Annotated in this window: 19 protein-coding genes; 16 read left to right on the forward strand and 3 right to left on the reverse strand. The window is 41.1% G+C overall.

Going from position 1 to position 25,966, the window contains the following annotated elements; all coding sequences use genetic code 11:
- The first annotated feature begins 11 nt into the window (after positions 1-11).
- The 5 genes from GD631_RS15220 to GD631_RS15240 all read left to right on the forward strand — a co-directional run bounded on the left by GD631_RS15220 (position 12) and on the right by GD631_RS15240 (position 10,386).
- A complete protein-coding gene (locus GD631_RS15220) occupies positions 12-4,442 on the forward strand; it encodes a hybrid sensor histidine kinase/response regulator transcription factor (RefSeq protein WP_143260286.1) in 4,431 nt (1,476 codons plus the stop codon).
- A gap of 58 nt (positions 4,443-4,500) precedes the next feature.
- Positions 4,501-6,183: a polysaccharide lyase gene (locus GD631_RS15225; protein WP_074559021.1), complete on the forward strand. Its 1,683-nt coding sequence runs from the start codon at positions 4,501-4,503 to the stop codon at positions 6,181-6,183.
- 30 nt (positions 6,184-6,213) lie between these two features.
- Complete coding sequence (locus GD631_RS15230) at positions 6,214-9,324, forward strand: DUF6298 domain-containing protein (RefSeq protein WP_143260332.1); 3,111 nt, start codon at positions 6,214-6,216, stop codon at positions 9,322-9,324.
- 176 nt (positions 9,325-9,500) lie between these two features.
- On the forward strand, positions 9,501-10,052 hold the full coding sequence (locus GD631_RS15235) for an RNA polymerase sigma factor (protein ID WP_074559022.1): 552 nt from the start codon (positions 9,501-9,503) through the stop codon (positions 10,050-10,052).
- An 82-nt stretch (positions 10,053-10,134) separates the two neighbouring features.
- On the forward strand, positions 10,135-10,386 hold the full coding sequence (locus GD631_RS15240) for a hypothetical protein (RefSeq protein WP_143260287.1): 252 nt from the start codon (positions 10,135-10,137) through the stop codon (positions 10,384-10,386).
- Between the two features lie 104 nt (positions 10,387-10,490).
- Here the strand turns inward: GD631_RS15240 and GD631_RS15245 are convergent, their stop codons facing one another.
- A complete protein-coding gene (locus GD631_RS15245) occupies positions 10,491-11,753 on the reverse strand; it encodes an MFS transporter (RefSeq protein WP_074559024.1) in 1,263 nt (420 codons plus the stop codon).
- A gap of 77 nt (positions 11,754-11,830) precedes the next feature.
- Between GD631_RS15245 and GD631_RS15250 the strand changes: the two genes are divergently transcribed.
- The 3 genes from GD631_RS15250 to GD631_RS15260 are packed head-to-tail and all read left to right on the forward strand — an operon-like array spanning position 11,831 to position 13,825.
- A complete protein-coding gene (locus GD631_RS15250; RefSeq protein WP_004296023.1) occupies positions 11,831-12,598 on the forward strand; it encodes a threonine/serine exporter family protein in 768 nt (255 codons plus the stop codon).
- Between the two features lies 1 nt (position 12,599).
- Positions 12,600-13,085 carry a threonine/serine exporter family protein gene (locus GD631_RS15255; RefSeq protein ID WP_143260288.1) on the forward strand — a complete coding sequence of 162 codons (486 nt, stop codon included), beginning with the start codon at positions 12,600-12,602 and terminating at the stop codon, positions 13,083-13,085.
- An 11-nt stretch (positions 13,086-13,096) separates the two neighbouring features.
- Positions 13,097-13,825, forward strand: a complete 729-nt coding sequence (locus tag GD631_RS15260; RefSeq protein WP_074559025.1) for a DUF6064 family protein — start codon at positions 13,097-13,099, stop codon at positions 13,823-13,825.
- 147 nt (positions 13,826-13,972) lie between these two features.
- On the opposite strand, the gene kdsR is transcribed toward GD631_RS15260, so the two are convergent.
- A complete protein-coding gene (gene kdsR, locus GD631_RS15265; RefSeq protein ID WP_143260289.1) occupies positions 13,973-14,782 on the reverse strand; it encodes a 3-ketodihydrosphingosine reductase in 810 nt (269 codons plus the stop codon).
- Between the two features lie 34 nt (positions 14,783-14,816).
- Entirely contained in the window at positions 14,817-15,440 is a 624-nt protein-coding gene (locus GD631_RS15270; RefSeq protein WP_008022280.1) for an HAD family hydrolase, read from the reverse strand.
- A 743-nt stretch (positions 15,441-16,183) separates the two neighbouring features.
- Here GD631_RS15270 and GD631_RS15275 point away from each other — a divergent pair.
- From GD631_RS15275 to GD631_RS15310, 8 genes are all read left to right on the forward strand, one after another.
- Positions 16,184-16,732 (forward strand): RNA polymerase sigma-70 factor, encoded by a 549-nt coding sequence (locus GD631_RS15275; RefSeq protein WP_143260290.1) that lies wholly within the window; start codon positions 16,184-16,186, stop codon positions 16,730-16,732.
- A gap of 98 nt (positions 16,733-16,830) precedes the next feature.
- Positions 16,831-17,805: a FecR family protein gene (locus tag GD631_RS15280; protein WP_143260291.1), complete on the forward strand. Its 975-nt coding sequence runs from the start codon at positions 16,831-16,833 to the stop codon at positions 17,803-17,805.
- A gap of 124 nt (positions 17,806-17,929) precedes the next feature.
- The gene (locus GD631_RS15285) at positions 17,930-20,554 is read left to right on the forward strand and encodes a carboxypeptidase regulatory-like domain-containing protein (RefSeq protein ID WP_143260292.1); all 2,625 of its coding nucleotides are present in this window, start codon (positions 17,930-17,932) and stop codon (positions 20,552-20,554) included.
- A gap of 148 nt (positions 20,555-20,702) precedes the next feature.
- Positions 20,703-21,803 (forward strand): MBL fold metallo-hydrolase, encoded by a 1,101-nt coding sequence (locus GD631_RS15290; RefSeq protein ID WP_143260293.1) that lies wholly within the window; start codon positions 20,703-20,705, stop codon positions 21,801-21,803.
- A 120-nt stretch (positions 21,804-21,923) separates the two neighbouring features.
- Positions 21,924-22,658: a hypothetical protein gene (locus tag GD631_RS15295; protein ID WP_143260294.1), complete on the forward strand. Its 735-nt coding sequence runs from the start codon at positions 21,924-21,926 to the stop codon at positions 22,656-22,658.
- Positions 22,658-23,083, forward strand: coding sequence for a hypothetical protein (locus tag GD631_RS15300; RefSeq protein ID WP_143260295.1), 426 nt, complete (start codon positions 22,658-22,660; stop codon positions 23,081-23,083). The genes GD631_RS15295 and GD631_RS15300 overlap by 1 nt, the downstream gene beginning before the upstream one ends.
- Before the next feature lie 183 nt (positions 23,084-23,266).
- A complete protein-coding gene (locus tag GD631_RS15305; protein ID WP_143260296.1) occupies positions 23,267-24,418 on the forward strand; it encodes an aldo/keto reductase in 1,152 nt (383 codons plus the stop codon).
- A 35-nt stretch (positions 24,419-24,453) separates the two neighbouring features.
- Entirely contained in the window at positions 24,454-25,962 is a 1,509-nt protein-coding gene (locus GD631_RS15310; protein ID WP_143260297.1) for a 4Fe-4S binding protein, read from the forward strand.
- Positions 25,963-25,966: the final 4 nt, after the last annotated feature.

Genomic DNA, 25,966 nt, shown 5'->3' on the forward strand with positions numbered 1-25,966 from the left:
TATAGCCATCAATGAGAAAACGGAATATTCTAATACTAATCCTATCCATGATAGGCATGTGTGCTTTTGCCTATCCAAATATGATTGTAGAACACTACACCGCTGAACGTGGTTTGCCCAATAATATCGTAAACTGCACATTAAAAGGACAAGACGGATTTATCTGGTTCGGAACCTGGTATGGATTATGTAGTTTTGACGGAAGTAAATTCCGTTCCTACGATAACCATGACGGTTTTTATTCCACAGATATTCCGCCGCGTAAGATTCAGCGTATCGTAGAAGATAAGAATGGTTTTCTGTGGATTAAGACTATCGACCGTAAACTCTATCTGTTCGACAAACGGCATGAGAGCTTTCATGCCGTCTATGATGATGTGAAAGAATATTCCGAGAACATTCAGATTATCAAGATTCAGACGACCGAAGACGGCGACGTGCTGTTGCTGACAAAAGATAAAAGTCTTTTGCGTGCGTACACCGATAAGGAAGGTAAAATAACGATGAAACAATTGCATGATTCGCATCCTAACGTGAACGTGTACGACATGCGTCTGAAACACAACATATTCTGCGAAACATCAGAGTTTATCAATTGGATCGGTATGGATTATCAAATTCTGTCCCTACGGAAAGGGGAAGCACTGAAAGACAAACCTGCTGACTTTATACAGAAAAAGGTATCTGCCAATCCGGATCAGTTTACTTGTGCCTCCTATAACTCCAAATTTTTATGGTTGGGAGATAAAAATGGTCGCATTTATAGTATTGATCCGCAAAACGGAGTTGTCAACCGTTACGAGATACCGGAAATCAAACAGCCGGTTTCTAATTTGTTGGTAACGGAATCCGGTCTGATGTACATTACCACCAATGAAGGAGCATACGAGTACAATATCGGCTACAAGCAGTTGACCAAGCTCCCCTTTACCATCCCCGAAAAGGACAATGGAATTATATTCTATGATAAATATGATAAGGTATGGTTTCAAGAGGGTAATCAGGCATTGACCTATTATGATCCCCTGAACAGGAGCCATCACCGCTTTACATTCCCCAATCAGAACGCAATCGGCAATTTTGAAATGCAGGATGCCGGCGAACAGGGCATGTTCTTTATGACTCCGGGAGGGGAAATTCTTCTATTCGACAGGGAGAAACTGGAAATGACCCGTATCAACCAATTGAAGCCTTTCTCCGACGATCTTCCCAATCAGCTTTTCTTCCATCTTCTGCTGGATAAAGATGGCATCCTTTGGCTGGCATCTACGAGCAGCGGAGTATACAGGCTTAATTTCCCCAAGAAGCAATTCCAACTGTTGACAGACGTTTCTCCATCTCCGGTAGTGCCCGAGAGAACGACTTCTTGGAATCAGGGAATACGTGCTCTCTTTCAGGCACAAAATGGGGATATTTGGGTAGGAACCCGCTGGCAAGCCCTGTATCGCCTGGATCGTAATGGACAAGTGAAACAAATCTTCTCGGATAAGAATTACTTGTTGGGAGCCGTATATCATATTATGGAAGACAAAGACGGTAATCTTTGGTTTTCCACCAAAGGAAACGGGCTTGTCAAAGCCGAACCGGACATGAATTCACCGCACGGGTTGCGTTTTACCCGTTATATCAATGACCCCAAAAATCCGAATTCTATCAGTAACAACGATGTGTACTTTACCTATCAAGACAGCCAGGGGCGCATTTGGGTAGGATTACTGGGAGGAGGTCTGAATCTAATTTCCGAAGAAAAAGGAGCAATTACCTTTATACATAAATACAATGGCTTGAAACAATATCCTGCATACGGTCTTTATATGGAGGTGCGTACCATGACGGAAGATGAAGACGGACGTATTTGGGTAGGAACAATGGATGGCTTGATGTCTTTCGACGGACATTTCACTGCCCCCGAACAGATCCAGTTTGAAACGTACCGCCAGGTCAGCGAAAATTCAAATGTAGCGGATAATGATATTTATGTACTCTACAAAGATACTGATTCGCAAATCTGGGTAAGTGTGTTCGGAGGCGGTTTGAATAGATTAGTCCGCTATGATAAAGAAAAACGTGAACCGATCTTCAAATCCTATGGCATACGCGAAGGAATGAATAACGATGTAGTCAAATCCATCGTAGAAGATAAAAACGGTAACTTATGGTTTACAACGGAAATTGGCTTGTCTTGTTTCAATAAAGCTACCGAACAATTTCGTAACTACGACAAATACGACGGTTTTCTGAACGTGGAATTGGAAGAAGGTAGCGCCCTTCGTACCTTGAATGGAGACTTGTGGATTGGTACCCGGCAGGGAATCCTGGCATTCTCTCCCGACAAACTGGAAACATTGCATACAAACTACGATACACGTATTGTTGACTTTAAAGTTTCCAACCATGATTTGCGTAGTTTTCGCGAATGTCCGATCCTGAAAGAATCCATTACATATGCCAAAGCAATCCAGCTGAACTACAATCAATCCATGTTCACGATTGAATTTGCCGCATTAAATTTCTACAATCAGAACCGGGTATCTTACCGGTATATACTTGAAGGATATGAAAAAGAATGGCACTATAATGGGAAAAACCGTATCGCCTCTTATACCAACGTACCTCCCGGAGACTATACATTCCGTGTAGAAACCGTAGATGAAGCCAATCCGGAGCTGGTTTCCAACTGCACATTGGCCATCACTATCCTTCCGCCATGGTGGTTAAGCTGGTGGGCAACTCTTATATATGTAATTTTAGGTTTGGCAGCTCTCTATTTCAGTCTGCGCCTGGCCTTCTTCATGCTCAAAATGAAGAATGATATTTATATCGAACAGAAGGTATCAGAAATGAAAATTAAGTTCTTTACCAATATTTCCCATGAATTGAGGACTCCTTTGACATTGATAAAAGGTCCGATACAAGAACTGAGAGAACGCGAAAAGCTCTCCCCGAAAGGATTACAATATGTGGAACTGATGGAAAAGAACACCAATCAGATGTTGCAATTAGTAAATCAGATACTTGATTTCCGGAAGATTCAGAACGGCAAGATGCGTTTGCATGTGTCATTAATTGATTTTAATGAGATGATAGCTTCTTTCCAAAAAGAATTCCGGGTACTTTCCGAAGAAAACGAAATCAGTTTTACTTTCCAGTTGCCGGATGAACCAATTATGGTATGGGCGGACAAGGAAAAAATGAGCATTGTTATCCGCAATATCATATCCAACGCATTCAAATTCACTCATTCCGGAGGAAGTATTTATATAACTACCGGATTGACAGACGACGGTAAACGTTGTTATGTACGGGTAGAAGATAATGGAGTAGGTATTCCACAAAATAAACTGACTGAGATTTTCGAACGCTTCTCGCAAGGAGAGAACGCGAAAAACTCCTATTATCAGGGCACTGGTATCGGATTGGCACTTTCAAAAGAGATCGTCAATCTGCATCACGGACAGATTCGTGCCGAAAGTCCCGAAGGACAAGGGGCGGTGTTTATAGTGGAACTCCTGATGGATAAGGAACATTACCGCCCGTCGGAAGTAGACTTTTATGTGGGAGATACGGAGACAGTTCCTGTTTCTGTGGAACAAAATCCTGTTGCAAATGCCACATCCGAAGACAGTACGGAAGAAGAACCAGAAATCGACGCTTCATTACCGACCCTTCTGTTGGTGGAAGATAATAAAGACCTTTGCCAGTTGATAAAGCTTCAGTTGGAAGACAAGTTCAATATCCATATTGCCAATAACGGAGTAGAAGGTTTGAAGAAAGTACATCTGTATCATCCGGATATTGTAGTAACTGATCAGATGATGCCTGAAATGGATGGACTTGAAATGTTGCAATCTATTCGCAAAGATTTCCAAATCAGTCATATCCCTGTCATTATTCTAACTGCGAAGAATGATGAAGGTGCCAAGACCAAAGCTATCACTTTAGGAGCGAACGCCTACATCACCAAACCTTTCAGTAAGGAATATCTGTTGGCACGTATCGACCAGTTACTTGCCGAACGGAAACTGTTCCGTGAACGAATCCGTCAGCAAATGGAAAACCAGACAACGACCGAAGAAGACAGCTACGAACAATTTTTAGTAAAGAAAGACGTACAGTTCCTCGAAAAGATACATCAGGTCATTGAAGAAAATATGGATGATAGTGACTTTAATATTGACACCATAGCATCCGGTATCGGATTGAGCCGTTCGGCATTCTTCAAGAAACTGAAGAGTCTTACCGGCCTGGCACCCGTCGACCTGGTAAAGGAGATCCGTTTGAATAAATCTATCGAGCTGATTAAAAATACGGATTTAAGTGTTTCCGAAATTGCTTTTGCTGTCGGATTCAAAGATTCGGGTTACTATAGCAAGTGTTTCCGGAAGAAATATAATCAGTCCCCTCGCGAATATATGAATGAATGGCGGAAAGGAGAGAGATAACCGATTACAAAATGCTTTCTTAATCGTCCTTTTAGAAACCTAATTAAGATTCGAAAGAATGAACAACATTAAGAAAGTATTATCAGCGTGGATGCTGGTTGCCTGTGTACTACCTGTGGCAGCCCAGTATCCTGTGATTCCGGACTCGGTAAAAGCAAGAGGAGCAAAACAAGAAGCGGAGTTTGAACGGAAATCAGATGCGGCATGGGAAAAAGCTTTGCCGACAGTGTTAGAAGAAGCAAAGAAAGGTCGTCCCTATAAGCCTTGGGCCTCCAAACCCGAAGATTTGATAAAAAGTAATATCCCGGCTTTCCCCGGAGCGGAAGGCGGAGGCATGTATACTCCCGGTGGTCGTGGAGGTAAAGTGATTGTAGTCACTTCGCTGGAAGATTCCGGTCCCGGAACATTACGTGAAGCCTGCGAAACAGGAGGTGCACGCATTATTGTATTCAATGTAGCGGGAGTGATTCGTTTGAAAAGCCCGATTAGTGTACGCGCCCCTTATGTAACGATTGCCGGACAAACGGCTCCCGGAGATGGTATCTGCGTCACCGGACAATCTTTCCTGATCGATACACACGATGTCGTGATTCGCCACATGCGCTTCCGTCGCGGTGCGCAGGACGTAGCTTTCCGTGATGATGCAGTAGGAGGGAATGCGGTTGGAAATATCATGATAGACCATTGCTCCGCCAGTTGGGGATTGGATGAAAATATGTCTATCTACCGTCATGTATACAACAGAGGGGCAGACGGACACGGATTGAAACTGCCGACGGTAAACATTACCATCCAGAATTCTATTTTCTCTGAAGCATTAGATACCTACAATCATGCTTTCGGTGCAACTATCGGTGGTCATAACAGTATGTTCTGCCGTAACCTCTTTGCTTCCAACATCAGCCGGAATAGTTCGGTAGGTATGGACGGCGACTTTAACTTCGTCAATAATGTTGTTTTCAACTGGTGGAACCGTTCCGTAGACGGAGGCGATCACAACAGTTTCTACAATATGATAAACAACTACTTCAAACCCGGTCCGATCACTCCGATAGGTAAACCGATCTCTTATCGTATTCTCAAACCGGAAGCGGGACGTGACAAAAACAGACCGCTTTCATTCGGAAAAGCATACGTAAACGGAAATATTATCCACGGCAATGCCAAAGTTACAAAAGATAACTGGGATGGAGGCGTACAACTTAAAGAAGAGGTAGACGCCACAAAGTTTTTGCCGCTAATTAAATCGGACGAGGCTTTCAAAATGCCACCGGTAACTGTAATGGATACCAAAAAAGCTTATAACTTTGTATTAGATAATGTAGGAGCTAATTTCCCGAAACGTGACGCAGTGGATGCACGTGTCATTAAAACCGTACAAACAGGAAAAGCCATTTATGCGAAAGATGCACCGGAGTTTGTCTCTCCTTACGTGAAGAGACGGTTACCGGCTGATTCTTATAAGCAAGGTATTATCACAGATATTCGTCAGGTAGGCGGACTGCCCGAATATAAAGGTGAAGCGGTAGTAGACTCGGACGGCGACGGTATGCCGGATGCTTGGGAAATTGCCAACGGATTGAATCCAAACGACCCGGCTGACGCAAACATGGACTGCAACGGTGACGGATATACCAATATTGAAAAATACATCAATGGTATAGACACCAGGAAGAAAGTGGACTGGACAGACTTGAAGAACAATTACGATACATTGTCTAAACGGAAAAGTCTGTTATAACCGGATGAAAAGATGATAAAGTTTATTGTGATGAATATACAACTAAGAACGATCCTTTTAGGATTATTGAGCGTTGGGTTTGTGCAAAGTTATGCGCAAACCTTTGCTTTACAAGTTAAGAATGATCAGATCACTTACCTGAATGATGATCGGGGAAACCGGATTCTCGACTTCTCTACATGCGGATATAAATCCTCCGAACAGGATATTCCTTCTGTCCGCAATGTGGTATTTGTACCCTGGAAAGCCGGAGATAATACTGCGCGTATTCAACGTGCCATTGATTATGTAGCTTCTCTGACTCCTGACGCTTCCGGTTTTCGGGGAGCCGTATTACTCGATCAGGGAGAGTTTTCCCTGTCCGGCAGTATCCGTATCTCCGCATCCGGAATTGTGTTGCGGGGAACGGATAAAGAAAAAACAATACTGCTGAAAAAGGGCGTAGACAGAGGTGCGCTTATCTATATGGAAGGAAGGAACGATCTGAATGTACAAGATACATTGAAGGTACTTTCCCACTATGTTCCGGTAAACGCGAGAACATTGGAAGTCGCTTTGGGTATTTCTCTGAAAAAAGGAGATCGTGTCATGGTTACCCGTCCTTCCGGCAAAGAATGGATTGCCTCTTTAGGTTGTGATATTTTTGGAGGAGGTATCAGCGCTTTGGGATGGAAAGAAGGTGACATGGATCTGACTTGGGACAGAACAGTCTGCGAAGTAAACGGCAACCAGGTAACATTGGATGCTCCGCTGACCGTAGCTTTGGATGCCAGCTATGGAACTTCTTCCCTGTTGACTTATCAATGGAACGGACGTATTTACAATTGTGGCGTAGAAAATATGACATTGATTTCTGAATACGACAAGCGTTATCCTAAAGACGAGGATCATTGCTGGACAGGTATCTCCATTGAAGATGCGGAAAACTGTTGGGTGAGACTGGTTAACTTCAAGCATTTTGCAGGAAGCGCTGTAATTGTTCAGCGTACAGGTTCCAAAATTACCGTTGAAGACTGTATATCGAAAGAACCCGTTTCAGAAATCGGAGGGATGCGTCGTTGCACTTTCCATACGCTGGGACAACAAACTTTATTTCAGCGCTGCTATTCGGAACAGGGTATTCATGACTTTGCTGCCGGATATTGCGCAGCCGGTCCCAATGCTTTTGTGCAATGTGATTCGTATGAATCTTTGGGATTCAGTGGCTCTATTGATGCCTGGGCGTGCGGACTATTGTTTGACATAGTAAATATCGACGGTCATAATCTGACTTTCAAGAATTTGGGACAAGATAAAAACGGAGCCGGTTGGAATACGGCAAACAGCTTGTTTTGGCAATGTACCGCAGCGGAAATCGAATGTTATGCCCCGGCAAAAGATGCGATGAACCGTGCATACGGTTGTTGGGCACAATTCTCCGGTGATGGTGAATGGGCACAATCCAACAATCATGTACAACCTCGCAGTATTTTTTATGCTCAATTGGAAGAACGGTTGAACAAAGAATGTGCGGAACGTGCACGTATTCTGCCCAGAAATACAAGTGCAACCAGTAGTCCTACAGTGGAAGTAGCTATGGAACTCGCTAAAGAGGCATATATACCACGGTTAACGTTGGAACATTGGATAGGTGATAACAAGTTTGCTCCTTCAGTGGCATCAACCGGAGTAAAATCAATCGATGACATTAAAGAGAAAAAGAGCGCTGCACATGCAAATTCTTCTTCTAAATTATTAACTCAACCGGAAGTAACAGTAACCAATGGACGTATTCAGATGGACGGTGCTCTATTGGTTGGAGGCAGTCATACCACCCCTTGGTGGAACGGAAAGCTCAAAACCAATTATCTAAAAAAGGCAAGTCCGGCCATTACCCGCTTTGTGCCGGGACGCGAAGGATTGGGATTAACCGACCGCATTGATTCTGTAGTCGATTTTATGAAACAGAAAAACATTCTTGTTTTCGATCAGAATTACGGCCTTTGGTATGACCGTCGCCGGGATGACCACGAACGGATTCGCCGTCGGGATGGCGATGTATGGGGACCTTTCTATGAACAGCCATTCGGTCGTAGCGGTCAGGGGACAGCATGGGAAGGATTGAGCAAATATGATTTAAAACGCCCTAATGCATGGTACTGGAGTCGCTTAAAAGAATTTGCGGAAAAAGGAAATAAGGACGGATTGTTATTATTCCATGAAAACTATTTCCAGCACAATATACTGGAAGCCGGTGCACATTGGGTGGATTCTCCATGGAGAAGCAGCAATAACATCAATCAGACCGGATTTCCTGAACCTGCTCCATTTGCCGGAGACAAACGAATTTTTGTAGCAGATATGTTCTATGATATCAGTCATCCTGTTCGCCGTGAACTGCACAGACAATATATCCGTCAGTGCCTGAATAACTTCGCGGACAATTCGAATGTTATTCAGTTGACAAGTGCCGAATTTACAGGTCCGTTGCACTTCGTACAATTTTGGTTAGACATGATAGCCGAATGGGAAACTGAAACCGGAAAGAAAGCGAAAGTAGCATTAAGTACAACGAAAGATGTACAAGATGCAATCCTTGCAGATCCCAAACGCGCTGCCGTAGTAGATATTATTGATATCCGGTATTGGCATTATAAGACGGATGGAATCTTTGCGCCGGAAGGTGGAAAAAATATGGCGCCACGTCAACACATGCGTAAGATGAAAGTAGGAAAGGTGACTTTCACAGAAGCATATAAAGCTGTCAATGAGTATCGTCAGAAATTTCCTCAAAAGGCAGTGACATTCTATGCACAGAATTATCCGGCTATGGGATGGGCTGTATTCATGGCAGGAGGTTCATGTCCTGTAATTCCGTGCACAGATAAAGCATTTTTGAAAGATGCAGCAGCAATGGAAGTGGAAGAAACAAATACGGATGAGTATAAGAAAATGGTAAAATCTGATATTGGAAGTATCATTTATTCCAAGTCCGGAACAGAAATTCCTGTTCAATTATCGTCCGGAAAGTATGCATTAAAGTACATTCATCCAGCTTCCGGAAAGATTGAAACAATAAATAAATCATTGAAAATAAACGATTTATACAATCTAAAGGTACCAGATAAGAAAGAAGGTATTTATTGGTTTCACAAGCTATAAAACAGAAAATCCCGTTGAAGACTATTCAACGGGATTTTTGCTTTTTATAGGTAATTTCTCGTAAAAGAGTGTTATAAAACATGATACTTGTTTTTTCAATCCACAAACCAGATTTTACCTAATGTTACGGTCGATACTGCTTAGTTTTGCAACATCAAATCAATCGAATTAATGCTATGATGGAACAGACTAATAATTCAACCGACACTTTACTCGCTTCTTTTCAAGCGGGAAACATGGCAGCTTTTTCACAGCTGTATAACTTGCACATCAACGTCCTTTTTAATTACGGATTGAAGTTGACCATTGATAAAGAGTTACTGAAAGATTGCATTCACGACATCTTCGTGAAACTCTATACAAAGAGAGATGAATTAGGAACAATCGATAATTTGAGATCTTATTTATTCATCTCCTTAAAGAATAAGTTGTGTGATGAACTTCGCAGACGTATGTATATGTCTGATACGGTAGTAGAAGAAGTCAGCTTATCCACTCCTACAGATGTAGAAGATGATTATATGGCAAAAGAGCAACGCAATAATGAATTTTCATTGGTTAAACGTCTGCTGGATCAATTATCTCCCCGTCAGCGTGAAGCGCTTACATTATATTATATAGAAGAAAAGAAATACGAGGATATCTGCGAGATTATGAATATGAATTATCAGTCTGTACGCAACCTGATGCATCGCGGATTGACAAAGTTGCGTAGTCTGGCGAGTTAATTTTAGTAAAAAGGTAAATTGGTTGAGTACATAGACAAGATAACGCCGTCCTACTTATGTAAACGCTTAAAAAGGATGCGATATGTGCTCAAAGGTAATGGATTTTTTGACGGATGATGATTTTATCAACTATGTGCTAGGTGTAACTCCGCAATCAGCTTCCCAATGGGAAACTTATTTCAGAGAGCACCCGGAAGAGATGGCAGATGCAGAAGAAGCTAAAGCGATATTATTGGCTCCGGCAAATGTAGACTGTGACTTCTCAATAGTTGAAAATAACGAATTGAAAGATAGGATCATTAGTAGTATAAAAGATTTTTCGAGTATTTTGTAGATAGGTTAGTTAAGATAAAGTAGTTAGGTTAGTTAAGGCATTAAAAGATTGACGCAGTCTTTCACAGGAGGTTTAGCTTTAAACACTGTGAAAGACTGCGTTTTTTATTTGTCCGGTTCAGGTTTCGCTGCGGACTCCCGAATATCGAAAGCGCTACTGAAACTGACTATTAATACGATACATCCACCCAATATGCCGATAAGCATATAAGCGATACGGATATCGAACGCCTGCGAAATGGCACCGATAAGTAGGGGAGCAATCAACGAACCTATAAAACTGATACTTGACAGAATGGTGAGTGCAATACTGACCGGTGTTTTTGATTTGGCTCCCACGAAGCTGTACAAAGTAGGCACAATGCAGGAAATACCCAAGCCAACCAGCATGAAACCCAAAGAATTGATGATTACTTTCATGGCCATAGCTTCGAAAACTCCTCCTAACAGGGCAGAAACAAAGAAGCCGATACAGATAAAGCTGCCCGCCAGTTGCAGGACTTTCTTCTTTCCCCAAAGTTGATAAGCGTAGTTAGTCAGGAAACGGCCCGTTGCCATCATAATCATAAATACAAGAAAACCGATTTGCAATGATTTAGGTACGTGAACCACTGATTCGAAATAAACGGCACTCCAGTCGAACATCGCGCTTTCTACAATCAACGCAAACAGTCCGACAAGTCCTAACTGCAAAAGCAACATTTCCGGTTTTTGAAATAACAGGCGAAAGCCATTGGGAGCTTTGGCTGTATTTCTTTCCTTCGTCTTTGTATCAGAAACTTCCGCTTCCTGCGGTGCGCTCTCCTGCAAATATTTTCGCCCGGAAAGTGCAATTATAAGGATGATTATAAATATCAGTGTATAATGCCAGATGGGGGAGACTCCTGCCAAAATCATCACGAAGCCGATAAGTGCTCCTGCGCATGCCCCCAGACTCCATCCTCCATGAAAAGTGGCCATAATGGTTTTACCATACAAACGTTCCACCTCAATACCTTGTGTATTGAATGATATATCGCACAAATTCCAGAACACTCCGAAGCAAAAGAGCAGAAAGCCTAAAAGATAGACCTCATGAGCCAGTCCGACACAAAGCAAGGATGAAGCGTATCCCAAGATGCTGACCTGTACCATGCTCCGGCTTCCTAACTTCGAAACAAGATAGCCAGCCAAGGGGATCGCGACAAATTTTCCGACAGGGATCATAAATAAAATCAATCCCCAGTAGAAAGCATAATTTGCAGCAAAAACGTCTTTAAAATCAGGGATTCGGCTAGCCCAACTTGCCATACAAAGTCCTTGGGCAAAGAAAAAAGTCAATATGGCAAAACGTATTCTCTCTTTTGGATGCGTAAATTGGTTATTCATGCATTTTTTATTTTTAATCACGGCAAAGGTATCTATTTTTTTTGTACTTTTGCGCCCGATTTAAAAATATCATATTCATGAAGACAGGCGAATCTTTATTATCCATAGGTAAATTTATTGCAGAATATTCAGCCCATTTAATGGGGGCCGGAGTACACACCTCGCGGGTAGTACGCAACACAAAGCGTATTGGAGAGGCTTTCGGACTAGATGTCAAATTAAGCGTATTTCATAGAAACATCATTCTGACTATTATAGATAAAGAAACAAACGAAGCTTGTAACGAGGTTATAGACATTCCTGCACACCCGATCAGTTTTGAACATAATTCAGAGTTAAGCGCATTGAGCTGGGAAGCAGTAGACAATCATTTGTCATTGGAAGAATTGAAAGACAAATACAAGAAGATTATTTCTGCTCCGCGGATACATCCGCTTTTCGTTTTACTACTGGTAGGATTTGCCAATGCGTCTTTCTGTAAATTGTTCGGCGGTGATTTAATTTCGATGGGAATTGTGTTCTCGGCTACCATTACAGGATTCTACCTGAAACAACAAATGCAAGCGAAAAAGATCAATCATTATGTTGTATTTATTGTTTCGGCTTTTGTTGCTTCCCTGTGTGCTTCCACCGCGCTGATTTTCGACACAACGTCGGAGATCGCAATGGCGACCAGCGTGCTTTATCTTGTGCCTGGGGTTCCCTTGATTAATGGCGTGATTGATGTAGTAGAAGGGTACGTTTTAACAGGATTTGCCCGTCTGACAGAGGCTTCTTTGTTGATTGTCAGCATCGCTATCGGACTTTCCTTCACATTATTAATGGTAAAAAACAGTTTAATTTGATATGATAGCACTTGACATTCTTACTGATGGATTTTTTGCAGCAGTAGCTGGTATAGGATTTGGTGCGATTTCCGATCCTCCTTTACGTGCATTCAAGATGATTGCCATACTGGCAGCATTGGGACACGCCTGTCGTTTTTGTTTAATGAACTATTTAGGCATGGATATTGCCACCGGTTCGTTGTTTGCCGGATTAGTCATCGGCTTCGGCAGTTTGTGGTTAGGGAAAAAAGTATATTGTCCGATGACGGTATTGTACATTCCGGCGTTACTTCCTATGATTCCGGGAAAATTTGCATACAACATGGTATTTTCACTTATCATGTGTCTGCAAAATGTGAATGATCCGGATAAACTGGATAAGTTTATGTCGATGTTCTTCTCTAATACTCTGATAGCAAGTACAGTGATTTTTATGTTGGCGGTAGGAGCTACGTTCCCGATGTTCCTGTTCCCACATAGAACCTTTTCATTAACAAGACACTAAAACGAACTTTTATGGAGATTTTTTGGAGAACAATTGCATATTATAATTCAGCTACCTGGCTTTTCCAGATAGTTATCATTCTGATTGGTATTGCATTGACCGGATTGCTTATCGGCAAACCACGTCCGTGGGTGAAAATGGCGATGAAGTTCTATATGATAGGTCTGTATACGTGGATTTCTCTAGTCTACTATTATATCTATTGTGAAGAACGTAGCTATAATGGCGTAATGGCTATGTTTTGGGGCGTTATGGCTATCATTTGGATTTGGGATGCGATTACGGGATATACTACCTTTGAACGTACTCACAAATATGATCTGCTGTCTTATGTCCTGTTGGCAATGCCTTTTATATATCCTTTGGTTTCATTGGCACGCGGTCTTTCATTCCCGGAAATGACTTCTCCGGTCATGCCTTGTTCGGTAGTTGTGTTTACTATCGGATTGTTATTGCTGTTTGCGCAAAAGGTCAATATGTTTTTGGTATTGTTCCTTTGCCACTGGTCACTGATCGGATTATCCAAAACTTATTTCTTTCAGATTCCGGAAGATTTCTTATTGGCAAGTGCCACAATCCCCGGCCTGTATCTTTTCTTCAGGGAGTATTTCCTGAATAATCTGCATGCCGACACCAAGCCGAAAGCAAAATATATCAATTGGCTATTGATAAGCGTTTGTGTCGGACTGGCCGTGTTGCTGACTACTACCATGTTTTTGGAATTAGTTCCGAAGAACTGATCCGGACACATAAAGATATTCAAACCGAAAAGAGGCCGTTCAAAAAAGCCTTGATCTTATAAAATCGTCCTTATTACGATAGACTGTAGTAAGGACGATTTTTCTTTTAGGAACTTGTGGAACAATTTCTTTTTTATATCGTATCGTTTACTTAATTGCGTAGAATATCCGTAAGGCATACTGCATCACTGCATCAGGCAACCATTTTTTACTCTTCGCAAACAATACCTGTATCCAGGGACCTACTTTCGTCCGAAAAGGAGGGTTGGTACGTTCCACTATCTTACAGATGGTAGCCCCCAACTTCCGCGGATGGCATCCATTACGTTCTTCTTTTTCTATAATCTCCAATGATTTCAGAAAACTCTCTCCGTAATCGGCATCCAGTCTTGTCTGTTCGGAGATATTCCGGTTATCAGTAAATCCGGTGTTGAAGTCTCCCGGTTCTACTACACAAACCTTTATATGGAACGGATGAACCTCTAAAGCCAATGCTTCGCTATATCCCTCGACTGCAAATTTCGAAGCAGAATAAAATCCCTGATAGGGGATTCCCATTACACCACCGATAGAACTGATATTGATAATCTTGCCCTTTCGCGCCTTTCGCATAGATGGCAAAACAGCTTTACACATATTCACTACGCCGAAGAAGTTTGTATTCATTTGTATATTCACTTCTTCTTCAGTGGCAAGTTCCAATGCGCCGCCAATACCTATTCCGGCATTATTAATCAATACGTCAATCCGTCCCTGCTCCGATAGAATCCGCTCTACGGCCTGACATACGGAAAGGGAATTGGTAACATCGACAACAAGCATTTTTACATGATTCATGTCTTCAGCAGGTTTCCGGCTTGTTCCATAAACGATGTGCCCTTGTTCCGATAACATTTGAGCGGTAATCTTGCCGAATCCGGAAGATGCTCCGGTGATAAGTATGACTTGTGGTTGCATATTTCTTATTTGCGGTATGATACTAACTGCTCAATTATCGTTTCTCCAAGATAGCAGTCATTTCTTCCCGCCAATCCGCACCATTCTTCGGTTGGAACGTTTCAAATCCAAGTTCCTTGCCTATATGGATATTCGAAGCACCGTCATCTACAAATAAAGTTTCGGAAGGGATGATATTACAATCATTCACCATAAATTCGAAAATTTCGGGTGCAGGTTTTGTATGACCGACCTGATAAGACAAATATAATTTGTCACAATAATCATTCAACGGCTTTTTCTTCGATGAGAAATCGGGGCTGCATGCCCACGACATAACAAAAGGATTGGTATTACTTAAAATATACACATGATATGACTTTCTCAATTCCAATATATAGTCGAGTTTATTTAGATTCACTTCGTTGAAAAAGCCCAGCCATGCCTGTTTGGTTTCCTCCATCGTCAATGGACGGCCACATAAATCCCCCAGTTGTTTCCGAAACTCATCCGCGCTTAGCTTTCCTTCTTCCAGTTCTTGAAAAATTCCAGTCTGGTGATATTTATCCAGCCGGGTATCAGCATCTGCCAGTCCCAGTTTGATAAATGCCTGAACCGCTTTGTCACGATCAATATCTACAATCACTCCTCCAAAATCAAATACAATGTTTTTAATCATGATATATAATTTTCTTGTTTGCTACAAAGATACGGCTTATCTTCTTAATTAATAGCCCGCAACGGCTTGATATTTGTCAAAAAAACATAGTGACGCTATCCGTGTCAAATAGCGTCACTATAACACCCGGATAGTGTCGCTATAAGGGCAGGATGGCGTCACTATACTTTTTGTATGCTTATGGAGGAATAAATTCCGATTATTATCTATCTTTTCACCTTTCCTTGAAGCGACTTGTTTGTTGATGTCTTGAGATGGTAAATGATTGCATTGTTTCATCACAATGTACGTTAGTACTATTATTCCCATATATTATGGGAAAGTATTCTCTCATATTAAGAAAATAAATTCCCATAATATGGGAGACTATTTTCCCACAATATATGGAACAAATGGAACAATACAGGTGAAAGAACAAAAGAAAGGAACTACCCCAAACGACTATACAGGAAACATGTTCTTTTGTTCTTCTGTCTAAGATGGATAAACCATACAGAAATAAGCTAAAATTGAAGAAACAATAGCACTACAGAATAAATAAATTCTCCTAGTTACTAATAGGAGCCATTTATCGGTTTAGGCAACATATAGTACATACCAGTTTGTGGTCAATGTCTTCTGTACTTTACCGGCCATTAAATAAAATAAATCCTTCTAATATCATTAATATTTCCAAAAAGAGCATTCATATAAGATAAATTATTGTTTCTTTTGTCCTAATGAAATGAAAGTTGGGAAATAGTATGAATAATAACATTGATATAAAAACGCTGGAGGCCTTTCAGGATGGGAATCACAAGGCCTTTGAGACTATTTTTATAGCATACTACAACAAAACCAAAACATTCATTGACGGATATATAAAATCGGAACCCGATGCGGAAGAGCTGACAGAGGATTTATTTGTCAATCTTTGGATCAATCGTCATTCCATTGATACGTCTAAATCATTCAATTCTTATTTGCACACCATTGCAAGAAATGCAGCCATCAACTTCCTGAAACATAAATATGTGAGCGATGCCTATCTGAACAACCTGGATACAGAATATAGCTCTACTTCCGAAGAAGACCTTATTGCCAAGGAACTGGAAATGCTAATTGACAAACTTGTTGGGGGAATGCCCGAACAACGGAGAATGATTTATACATTGAGCCGTAACGAAGGATTATCCAATGCCGAGATTGCCGAACGCCTGAATACTACCAAAAGAAATGTTGAAAGCCAGTTAAGCCTTGCTTTGAAAGAAATACGGAAGGCAATTTCCTGTTTTTTGGTATCATTATTATAGGAGCATTTTTGTCTTTATCCTGCTTTTTTCAAAAAAAGATTCATTTTCTTATTGAGCTTTTTGCCACCAAACTGTATATATAGTAAAGTGCAGCAAAAATGAAGAAGAGTAATATCAGTAAAATCATCAAAATGTTCCTCTCCGCCCGCTTTCCGTCTGAAACGGAAGAGAAAGTGCAGAAATGGATCATCAAAGATAAAAATCAGCAGGCGAAAATTAAAGCTTCATTGGATTATTGGAATGAATTGGACGTAGAAGCCGATTCGAATACTTATGCTTCATTGGAACGGGTAAATTTAAGAACGGGATATAATAAGGAACATCTGACCAACATAGCTTCTTATCAGAAGTTCGCTCGTATTGCTGCTGTTATTGTTCCTTTGTTTTTATTTGCAGGAGGAATGTTCTACTATCTTTCTCTCCAAAACGAAATGATAGAAGTATCCGTTGCCTACGGAGAACAGAAACGCCTGATATTGCCGGACAGTTCGGAAGTATGGTTGAACGCGGGAAGTACCATTTTATACCCGGAAACTTTTGCCAAAGATAAACGCTTGGTCATGCTTGACGGTGAAGCTTATTTCTCTGTCAAAAAAGATACTGCATGTCCTTTTATAGTAGAAGCCTCCCAACTTTCGGTGAAAGTTCTTGGAACCAGATTCAACGTGAAAGCCTATCCTAATGATGAGAAAATAACAACTACCCTGACTAGCGGCAAGGTGGAAGTGAGTGTTCAAGCGCAACCTCCCCATATACTAAAGCCTAATGAACAACTTACATACGACAAAAAATCATCAGACATCCATATATCAGTGATAAATACGAATGATACCAACTGCTGGATGGTAGGGAAACTGGTCTTTACCAATGCCAGTGCCGGAGAAATATTCCGAACCTTGGAAAGGCACTATAACACCACGATTGATAATACAGCAAATATCCCTACATCGAAACGATATACAGTCAAGTTTCTGAAAGATGAAAGCCTGGATGAAATTCTGAATATATTGAAAGATATAATCGGATTTGATTATCAGCAGTATGAAAAGAAAATAGTAGTAACCCAACCATAAAAAGAAACAGCCTATGAATAAAAAGAACCGGGAAGCTGCTTGAGACCCTCTTCCCAGTTCTGAAATGTCTACCCTCATTCAACAAGTGACGTAAAATGAAGTATCAACATACAAATATAGAATAATGAATCGAATAAATACGAAGAAACGGGCAGCTAAGCTCGCCATTTTTTTATTTTTTACTTTTCTCTCTCTTACAACTGTTGCACAGAATAAAGAAAAAAAGATTACCATACAAAATAAAAATATCTCATTAAAAGAGGCTTTTGCACAAATAGAGACACAAACCGGATATAGCATCGCTTATGAACAATCGAAGCTGGATATCGAAAAGAAGCAATCTTTATCTCTCAAAAATGTAGCTGTCGACAAAGCTATGATCCAACTATTGAAAGGAACGGGATATGCATATAAAATAAAAGGATATCATATTATTATCTCTTTGCAGGATAACAAGCAAAGGCCCGCCAACAATGATACACAAAAGCTGACTCAAACCATAAGAGGAATCGTTGTTGATTCCAAAACCAATACACCGATAGAATATGCCTCCGTATGTATAACAGAAGATCCCTCACGGGGAGGTTCGACTGACGAACGGGGAAATTTCCGAATTAATAATGTCCCGGTAGGACGTTATAATATTCAGGCAACTTTCATGGGGTATCGCTCAAGTATCATCACCGAAGTATCTGTCACTTCATCCAAAGAAGTATTTGTAGAGATTCCCATGGATGAAAATGTGCAGGATTTGGCTGAAGTGCTTGTCAAACCGGAAATAAAAAAAGACCGGACTGTCAACCCGATGACCATCACAGGAGGACGTATGATTAGTATCGAAGAAGCGTCACGATTTGCCAATGGCTTTGACGATCCTGCACGGTTGAGTTCTGCATTTGCAGGAGTAGCGGGAGATGTTGGTACCAATGCGGTTGCCATTCGGGGAAACGCTCCACAATTTACCCAATGGAGACTGGAGGGAATTGAAATACCTAATCCTACCCATTTTGCCGATTTATCAGGCTTGGGGGGAGGATTCCTGTCTGGTTTGAGTACGCAAGTCATCGGCAACTCCGATTTCTACAACGGAGCTTTCCCCGCGGAATACAGCAATGCCTTATCAGGAGTTTTTGATATGCATCTGCGAAATGGTAATAATCAGAAGTACGAACACGCTTTTCAGGTTGGACTTATGGGGATAGATTTGGCTTCGGAAGGTCCTATCAATAAAAAGCGGGGAAGTTCCTACCTGGTTAATTACCGTTTTTCCACTACTTCACTGGCATCGGGCAATGACATTAACCTGAAATATCAGGATTTAGCCTTTAAACTGAATTTCCCCACACGTAAAGCCGGAACCTTCTCGATCTGGGGATTAGGATTGATCGACAGGAACAAGGCAGAGGCTTTGGATCGTTCCGAATGGGAAACAATGGGAGACCGATCGTCGGGATCTAACAAATTGGATAAACTGGCAGGCGGGTTAACTCATAAATATGTAATTAATGAAAATACCTATATCCGTTCTTCTCTATCTGCAACCTATTCTAAAGATCATTCACTAGTCGACTTACAGACTGACGATGGAACCATTGTCCAAGTGGGAGATATTCAAAACAGCAGATGGAATTTTGTGTTCAATTCTTATCTGAACAAGAAATTCAGTTCGAGGCACACCAATAGAACAGGGATTACCATTACGGAACTTAAATATGATCTTGATTATAAGGTCAGTCCTTCTTTTGGATTAAACCAACCCATGGAGCAGCTTTCGAGAGGTAGTGGAAAAAGTACAGTTCTTTCGGCGTATAGCAGTTCGGTAATCAATTTGAGCAATAACCTGACAACCAGTTTGGGAGTTACCGGACAATACTTTACTTTAAACAAGAACTGGTCGATAGAGCCGAGAGTCGCGCTCAAATGGGAAATAAATCCTGCACACTCTTTAGCAGTAGCTTACGGTTTGCATAGCCATAGGGAAAGGCTCGATTATTACTTTGTTGAACAGGTAATCAATGGTAAAAAGGAGTCAAACCGATACTTGGATTTTTCTAAAGCACATCATTTCGGATTTACTTATGACTGGAATATCAATCAGAGTCTGCATCTGAAAATAGAACCCTATTATCAACACCTGTTCCATATACCGGTGGAAAAGAATTCTTCTTTTTCGATTATTAATTACGAAGAATTCTATTTAGACCGGATCCTGACAAGCACCGGAACAGCGAAAAACTATGGAATAGATATAACATTGGAGCAGTACATGAAAAATGGTTTCTACTATATGATTACAGGTTCATTATTCAAGTCGAAGTATAGGGGAGGAGACCGTATCTGGCGAAATACAAGACTGGACAAAAGTTATTTAGTGAACTTGCTCGCCGGAAAAGAATGGATGGTCGGCAGGCTCAAACAAAATGTATTAAGTATAAACGGACGCCTGTTTTTTCAAGGAGGAGGACGCTATACTCCTGTGGATGAAGAAAAAAGCCAGGAAGAACGCGACATCGTTTTTGACGAAAGCAAGGCATATACCAAACGATTCAATCCTTCCATCAACGGTGATGTCTCTATCAGCTTCCGAATCAATAAGAAAAGAGTGTCTCATGAGTTCTCTCTAAAGATACTGAATGTAGGTATGCGCACCGGAATGCATTTCTATGAATACAATGAAAGAACAAGTGTAGTAGAAGAAAAAGACGGATCGGGATTGATCCCGAACATCAGCTACAAAATTTATTTCTAAAGAACTGAATAAGAAAAAGGTTTGTTCACACAATAGACTGACACCCAACAGACAACTGCTTTCAGTAATTATGGTATAACAATCTGTAATCTATATACTAACGAGCTCCCTGAATACCTGTATATTTGCTGCGTGGAATAATTTAGTTATTAACTATATGCGTATTATATTCAAGAAATTCAAAACACGTATGATTGTAGGATGTATATTAGCTGTAATAGCGTTGCTGGCTGTGTCAGTCATTGTTTTTATCAATCAACCCAGCTTCGGCAGAACTCCTCGCGGGGAACGGCTGGAGAGAGTCATGAAATCTCCTAATTATAGAAACGGAGAATTTAAAAACCTGCGCGAGACCCTATTGATGACTTCCGATAAGGGACGTTTTAGGGGAATCTGGGAGTTCATTTTCAAAAAGATAGATGGTCTGCGTCCCGAACAGGCCGTCAAAACAATAAAGACGGATTTACGAAAGATTGACCGTAATGAAGAAATATTGGTATGGTTCGGACATTCATCTTACCTGATTCAAACGGGGGGAAAGCGAATATTGGTTGATCCGGTATTCTGTATCGCTTCTCCCGTATCTTTTGTCAACAAGCCCTTCAAAGGTACGGAACTTTATACACCGGATGATATGCCGGAGATTGATTATCTGGTGATTAGTCACGATCATTGGGATCATTTGGATTACAACACGGTCAAAAAACTACAAGACCGGATTGGAGCAGTAATTTGCCCGTTGGGTGTCGGTGAACATTTTGAATACTGGGGATTCGATAAAGAGCGTATAGTAGAACTTGACTGGAATGAAGATGCACGTCTTGCTCCCGGTTTTATGATACATTGTTTGCCAGCCCGTCATTTCTCCGGCCGCGGACTTACTGCCAACCAATCACTTTGGGCTTCTTTCCTGTTGGAAGCTCCTTCACAAAAGATATACATTGGCGGAGACGGAGGATATGATACGCATTATGCGGAAATAGGCAACCGTTTCCCCGATATCGACCTTGCAATCCTTGAAAACGGGCAATATAACGAAGAGTGGAGCTTAATTCATCTCATGCCCCAATATATGGCACAGACAGCCAGAGACTTAAAAGCGAAGAAAGTCCTGACCGTACATCATTCTAAATATGCGTTAGCCAAACATCGCTGGGACGAGCCTTTGAAGAATGCAGAAGAGATGAAGAATAAGGACTCTTTGAATGTATTGATGCCTGTGATTGGTGAAATAGTAACCTTACAATGAAAGGAAGTTAAATATAGACTCATTAAGCATTATTCACACTGTAAGCAGTTTATTTCCAGAGGGAAATGATAACTTTGTGAAGAAATATTTCTCAACACAAATTTACTAAATCCTTTTCTTATGAAACAAATCTATTCTTTATTGGTAGTGTTAATGGTTTTGAGTCTACAGAGTTGCCAAAACAATTTGAGTCTTCCATCACCAGCCAGCCGGAATTATCAGCAAGATGTTGCGGTTTTAAATGATTTTGTGGATATTAGCAAGACTACCCATGAGTATTATGTCAATCCAAACAAAAAAAGTACTGCACTTTCTTATTTAACTAATACGGATGCGGAAGAATTTAACGCTGTAAATCCTGTTAATCTGAACAGTTTCAAGCAGAGCATTAGTCAGATAAACAGTTTGTCCGGACAATTGGCATCTTCTCATGGAGTAGATTACATTGTTATGATTACTGAAAGTGAAATTTATATCAGTCAGACAAAAAGTAACTCACCTGTCCACTTAAAGAAAAAATTATCCGATGACCGTATAAGCCGTTCTATAATAGCAACATGCAATATAACGGATTATAAGGAACAATTATATGTTAATTCGATCGATTGCATAGAAACAACAATAGAATTATATCCCCAATCTTATAAAAATGCCGCATGGGCATTTCTTGTCACTTGCAGAGTTGGACATGATGGTAATAAAGAATTGGCCAGCGTATTATTTTGTGGTGTAGGTTTTCATATCAATCCCAGTTTTGAGTGGTCTGCCGATCAAGGAAACGCTGTAGACTGGAATTTTGAAGTGATAAACACGAATGGAGATGCTCATATCGCAAACCTTAATTTCCTACATTAATGAAGAAATCCATTTTTATTGTTTTTGCAACTCTGATTCTTGCATCCGGTTGCGTTGAGAAAACTGGGTATTATTCTGATGGAGAAGAAGATACTATATCCTTAATATGTGATAATCCATGGGCAAGTGAGAAAATAGTCGATGATGAAGGCAACACACACTATACCGTATATAAATTGGAGAAAAACGGCACGTATATAAGAACGTTTAAAAGTATTGACACCGATGGAAAAGTGAATGAGAACAGTATCACCGGACGATGGAGTTTCTATGATCCGAGTTCCAAAACGATATACTTCGGCGATGACCATTATTGGGATATAGAGGAACTTACTACAAAAAAGTTTGCAGTTTATGACCGATGGGGAGAATATGGTCAGATACATATGTCAAGAGAATATCTGGAACTTACTCCTTTAAAATAGTTCTACAATAAGATAATCATCATAAAGCTGTCTGCCAATATGAAATAATTGTATTGACAGGCAGCTTTATGATAAAAGATCACGAACCTGTAATTTTGGTATAACATTCAGTAATATATATACTTGATAACCGAATCTATCTGATTAAATTTGCAGCGATAAAAAGTACAAAAATCAATTCTGATGGAATATCGTATATTAGGACGGACGGGACTTTCGGTTAGTGCTATTGCATTGGGTTGCGAAGGGCTCATGAATAAAAGTGAGGAGCAAGTATGCAAAGAAATTGCATTTGCGATCAGTAAAGGAATTAACTTTATAGATATTTACTCTTCTAATCCGGATTTGCGTAGCAATATCGGAACAGCTTTAACAGGGTATCGTGAACAGTTTATCATTCAGGGACATTTATGTTCTACGTGGGAGGATGGACAATATCTGCGTACCCGTGACATAGACAAGACAACTGCCGCATTTGACGAACAACTTCTCCGGCTGAAAACGGATTATCTGGATATCGGTATGATTCATTATGTAGATAGCGAGAGTGATTTTTATGAAGTGTTCAACGGTCCGGTTTTGCAACAGGCTTTTCGATGGAAAGAGGAGGGAAGAATACGCCATATCGGGTTGAGCAGTCATAATCCTACCGTTGCAAGACTGGCTGTGGAAAGCGGAAAGATTGACGTATTGATGTTTTCCATCAACCCTTGTTATGATTTGCAGCCTGCAAGTGAAAACGTGGATGACCTTTGGGCGGATGAGAACTATGCGCATTCCCTACACAACATAGCCCCGGAAAGGGAGAGGCTTTATGAACTTTGCGAACAGAGGGGAGTAGGAATCGATGTAATGAAAGTATATGGCGGAGGTGATTTGTTGAGCGAAGCCAATTCTCCTTTTGAAAAGGCTTTCACGCCCGTACAATGTATAGAATATGCGTTGACACGTCCTGGAGTGGCGGCGGTCATGATAGGTTGCAAAACTTGTGAAGAGATGCTGGCTGCTATAGACTGGTGTAATGCAACAAAAGAAGAAAAAGATTACGCCAGTGTGATGACAGGCATGGAAAAGTTTACATGGAAAGGTCACTGTATGTATTGCGGACACTGTGCCCCCTGCTCAGTAGGCATAGATATAGCAAGCATTAATAAATACTATAATCTGACCGTTGCTCAACAAGGGTTTGTGCCGGAGACTGTTCGTGAACATTATAAAGTACTCTCTCACCATGCATCAGAGTGTATCCGCTGCGGTAAATGTGAGAAGAATTGCCCTTTTGACGTTGACATTATCGGACATATGCAAAAGGCGACGGAACGTTTCGGATATTGAGATATAACTACTATAAATTGAAAATTAAAAAGTTTATGCTACGTACTATTAGACTTTCAGCCGCTATTGTGTGCTTTACGCTTATTACCCTGCTTTTTCTCGACTTCACGGGTACATTGCACACATGGTTCGGATGGTTGGCGAAAATTCAATTTCTGCCGGCTTTATTAGCCTTGAATATAGGTGTCGTATTGTTTTTAGTTGTGCTTACATTCCTGTTCGGGCGTATCTATTGCTCCGTTATCTGTCCGCTGGGAGTGTTTCAGGACATCGTTTCGTGGATATCCGGTAAGCAAAAGAAAAATCGATTCCGCTATTCACCGGCAATGAAGTGGTTGAGGTATGGCGTTTTAGGAGTGTTCATTATAATGATGGTTGCAGGGCTGAATTCTTTGGCCATCTTGCTGGCTCCGTATAGTGCTTATGGACGGATAGCTTCCAGCCTTTTCGCGCCGGTTTGGCAATGGGGAAACAACCTGTTGGCATACTTTGCCGAACGAATGGATAGTTATGCTTTTTATGAGGTAGATGTATGGATGAAGAGCCTTCCAACGCTGATTATTGCCGTTGTTACTCTCATTGTCCTTTTCATTCTGGCGTGGCGTAATGGACGGACGTATTGCAATACCATCTGTCCGGTGGGTACTGTATTGGGATTTATATCCAAATATGCGATATTCAAACCGGTGATTGATACTTCCAAATGCAATAGTTGCGGTTTATGTGCCCGTAATTGCAAAGCATCGTGTATCAATTCAAAAGCTCATGAAATTGATTATAGTCGTTGTGTGACTTGTATGGATTGCATCGGAAAGTGTAAGCATGGAGCCATCAAATACTCTCGACGGATACCAAAAAACGAAACAGCTACAAGCGAAGATATGAAAGCAAAGCCTGTCACTACCGAACAGATTGATAATGCCCGCCGTAGTTTCCTTTCAGCATCAGCTATCTTAGCGACAACTTCTGTCCTGAAAGCGCAGGAAAAGAAAGTGGACGGCGGGTTAGCCACTATTGAGGATAAGAAGATCCCGAACAGAGAAAATCCGATTTATCCTCCTGGTGCATTAAGCGCACGTAATTTCACTCAACATTGCACGTCCTGCCAATTATGTGTATCTGTTTGCCCCAACCAGGTGTTGCGTCCTTCAGACAATCTGATGACGTTGATGCAACCAGAAATGTCGTATGAACGCGGGTATTGCCGTCCCGAATGTACCAAGTGTTCGGAGGTTTGTCCGGCTGGTGCCATTCATTTGACCAGTCTTGCCGAGAAATCGGCTATTCAGATCGGACATGCCGTATGGATTAAAGAGAACTGTGTGCCTTTGACGGATGGAATGGAGTGTGGCAACTGTGCCCGCCATTGCCCGACAGGTGCCATACAAATGGTGGCTTCCGATCCTGACAAAGCGGATTCTCTGAAGATTCCGGTAGTGAATGTAGAAAAATGCATTGGTTGTGGAGCGTGTGAAAACCTTTGTCCATCCCGTCCTTTTAGCGCCATTTATGTGAGCGGACATCAGATGCACAGAATTATTTGATCTA

Source organism: Bacteroides luhongzhouii (assembly GCF_009193295.2).
GTDB lineage: Bacteria > Bacteroidota > Bacteroidia > Bacteroidales > Bacteroidaceae > Bacteroides > Bacteroides luhongzhouii.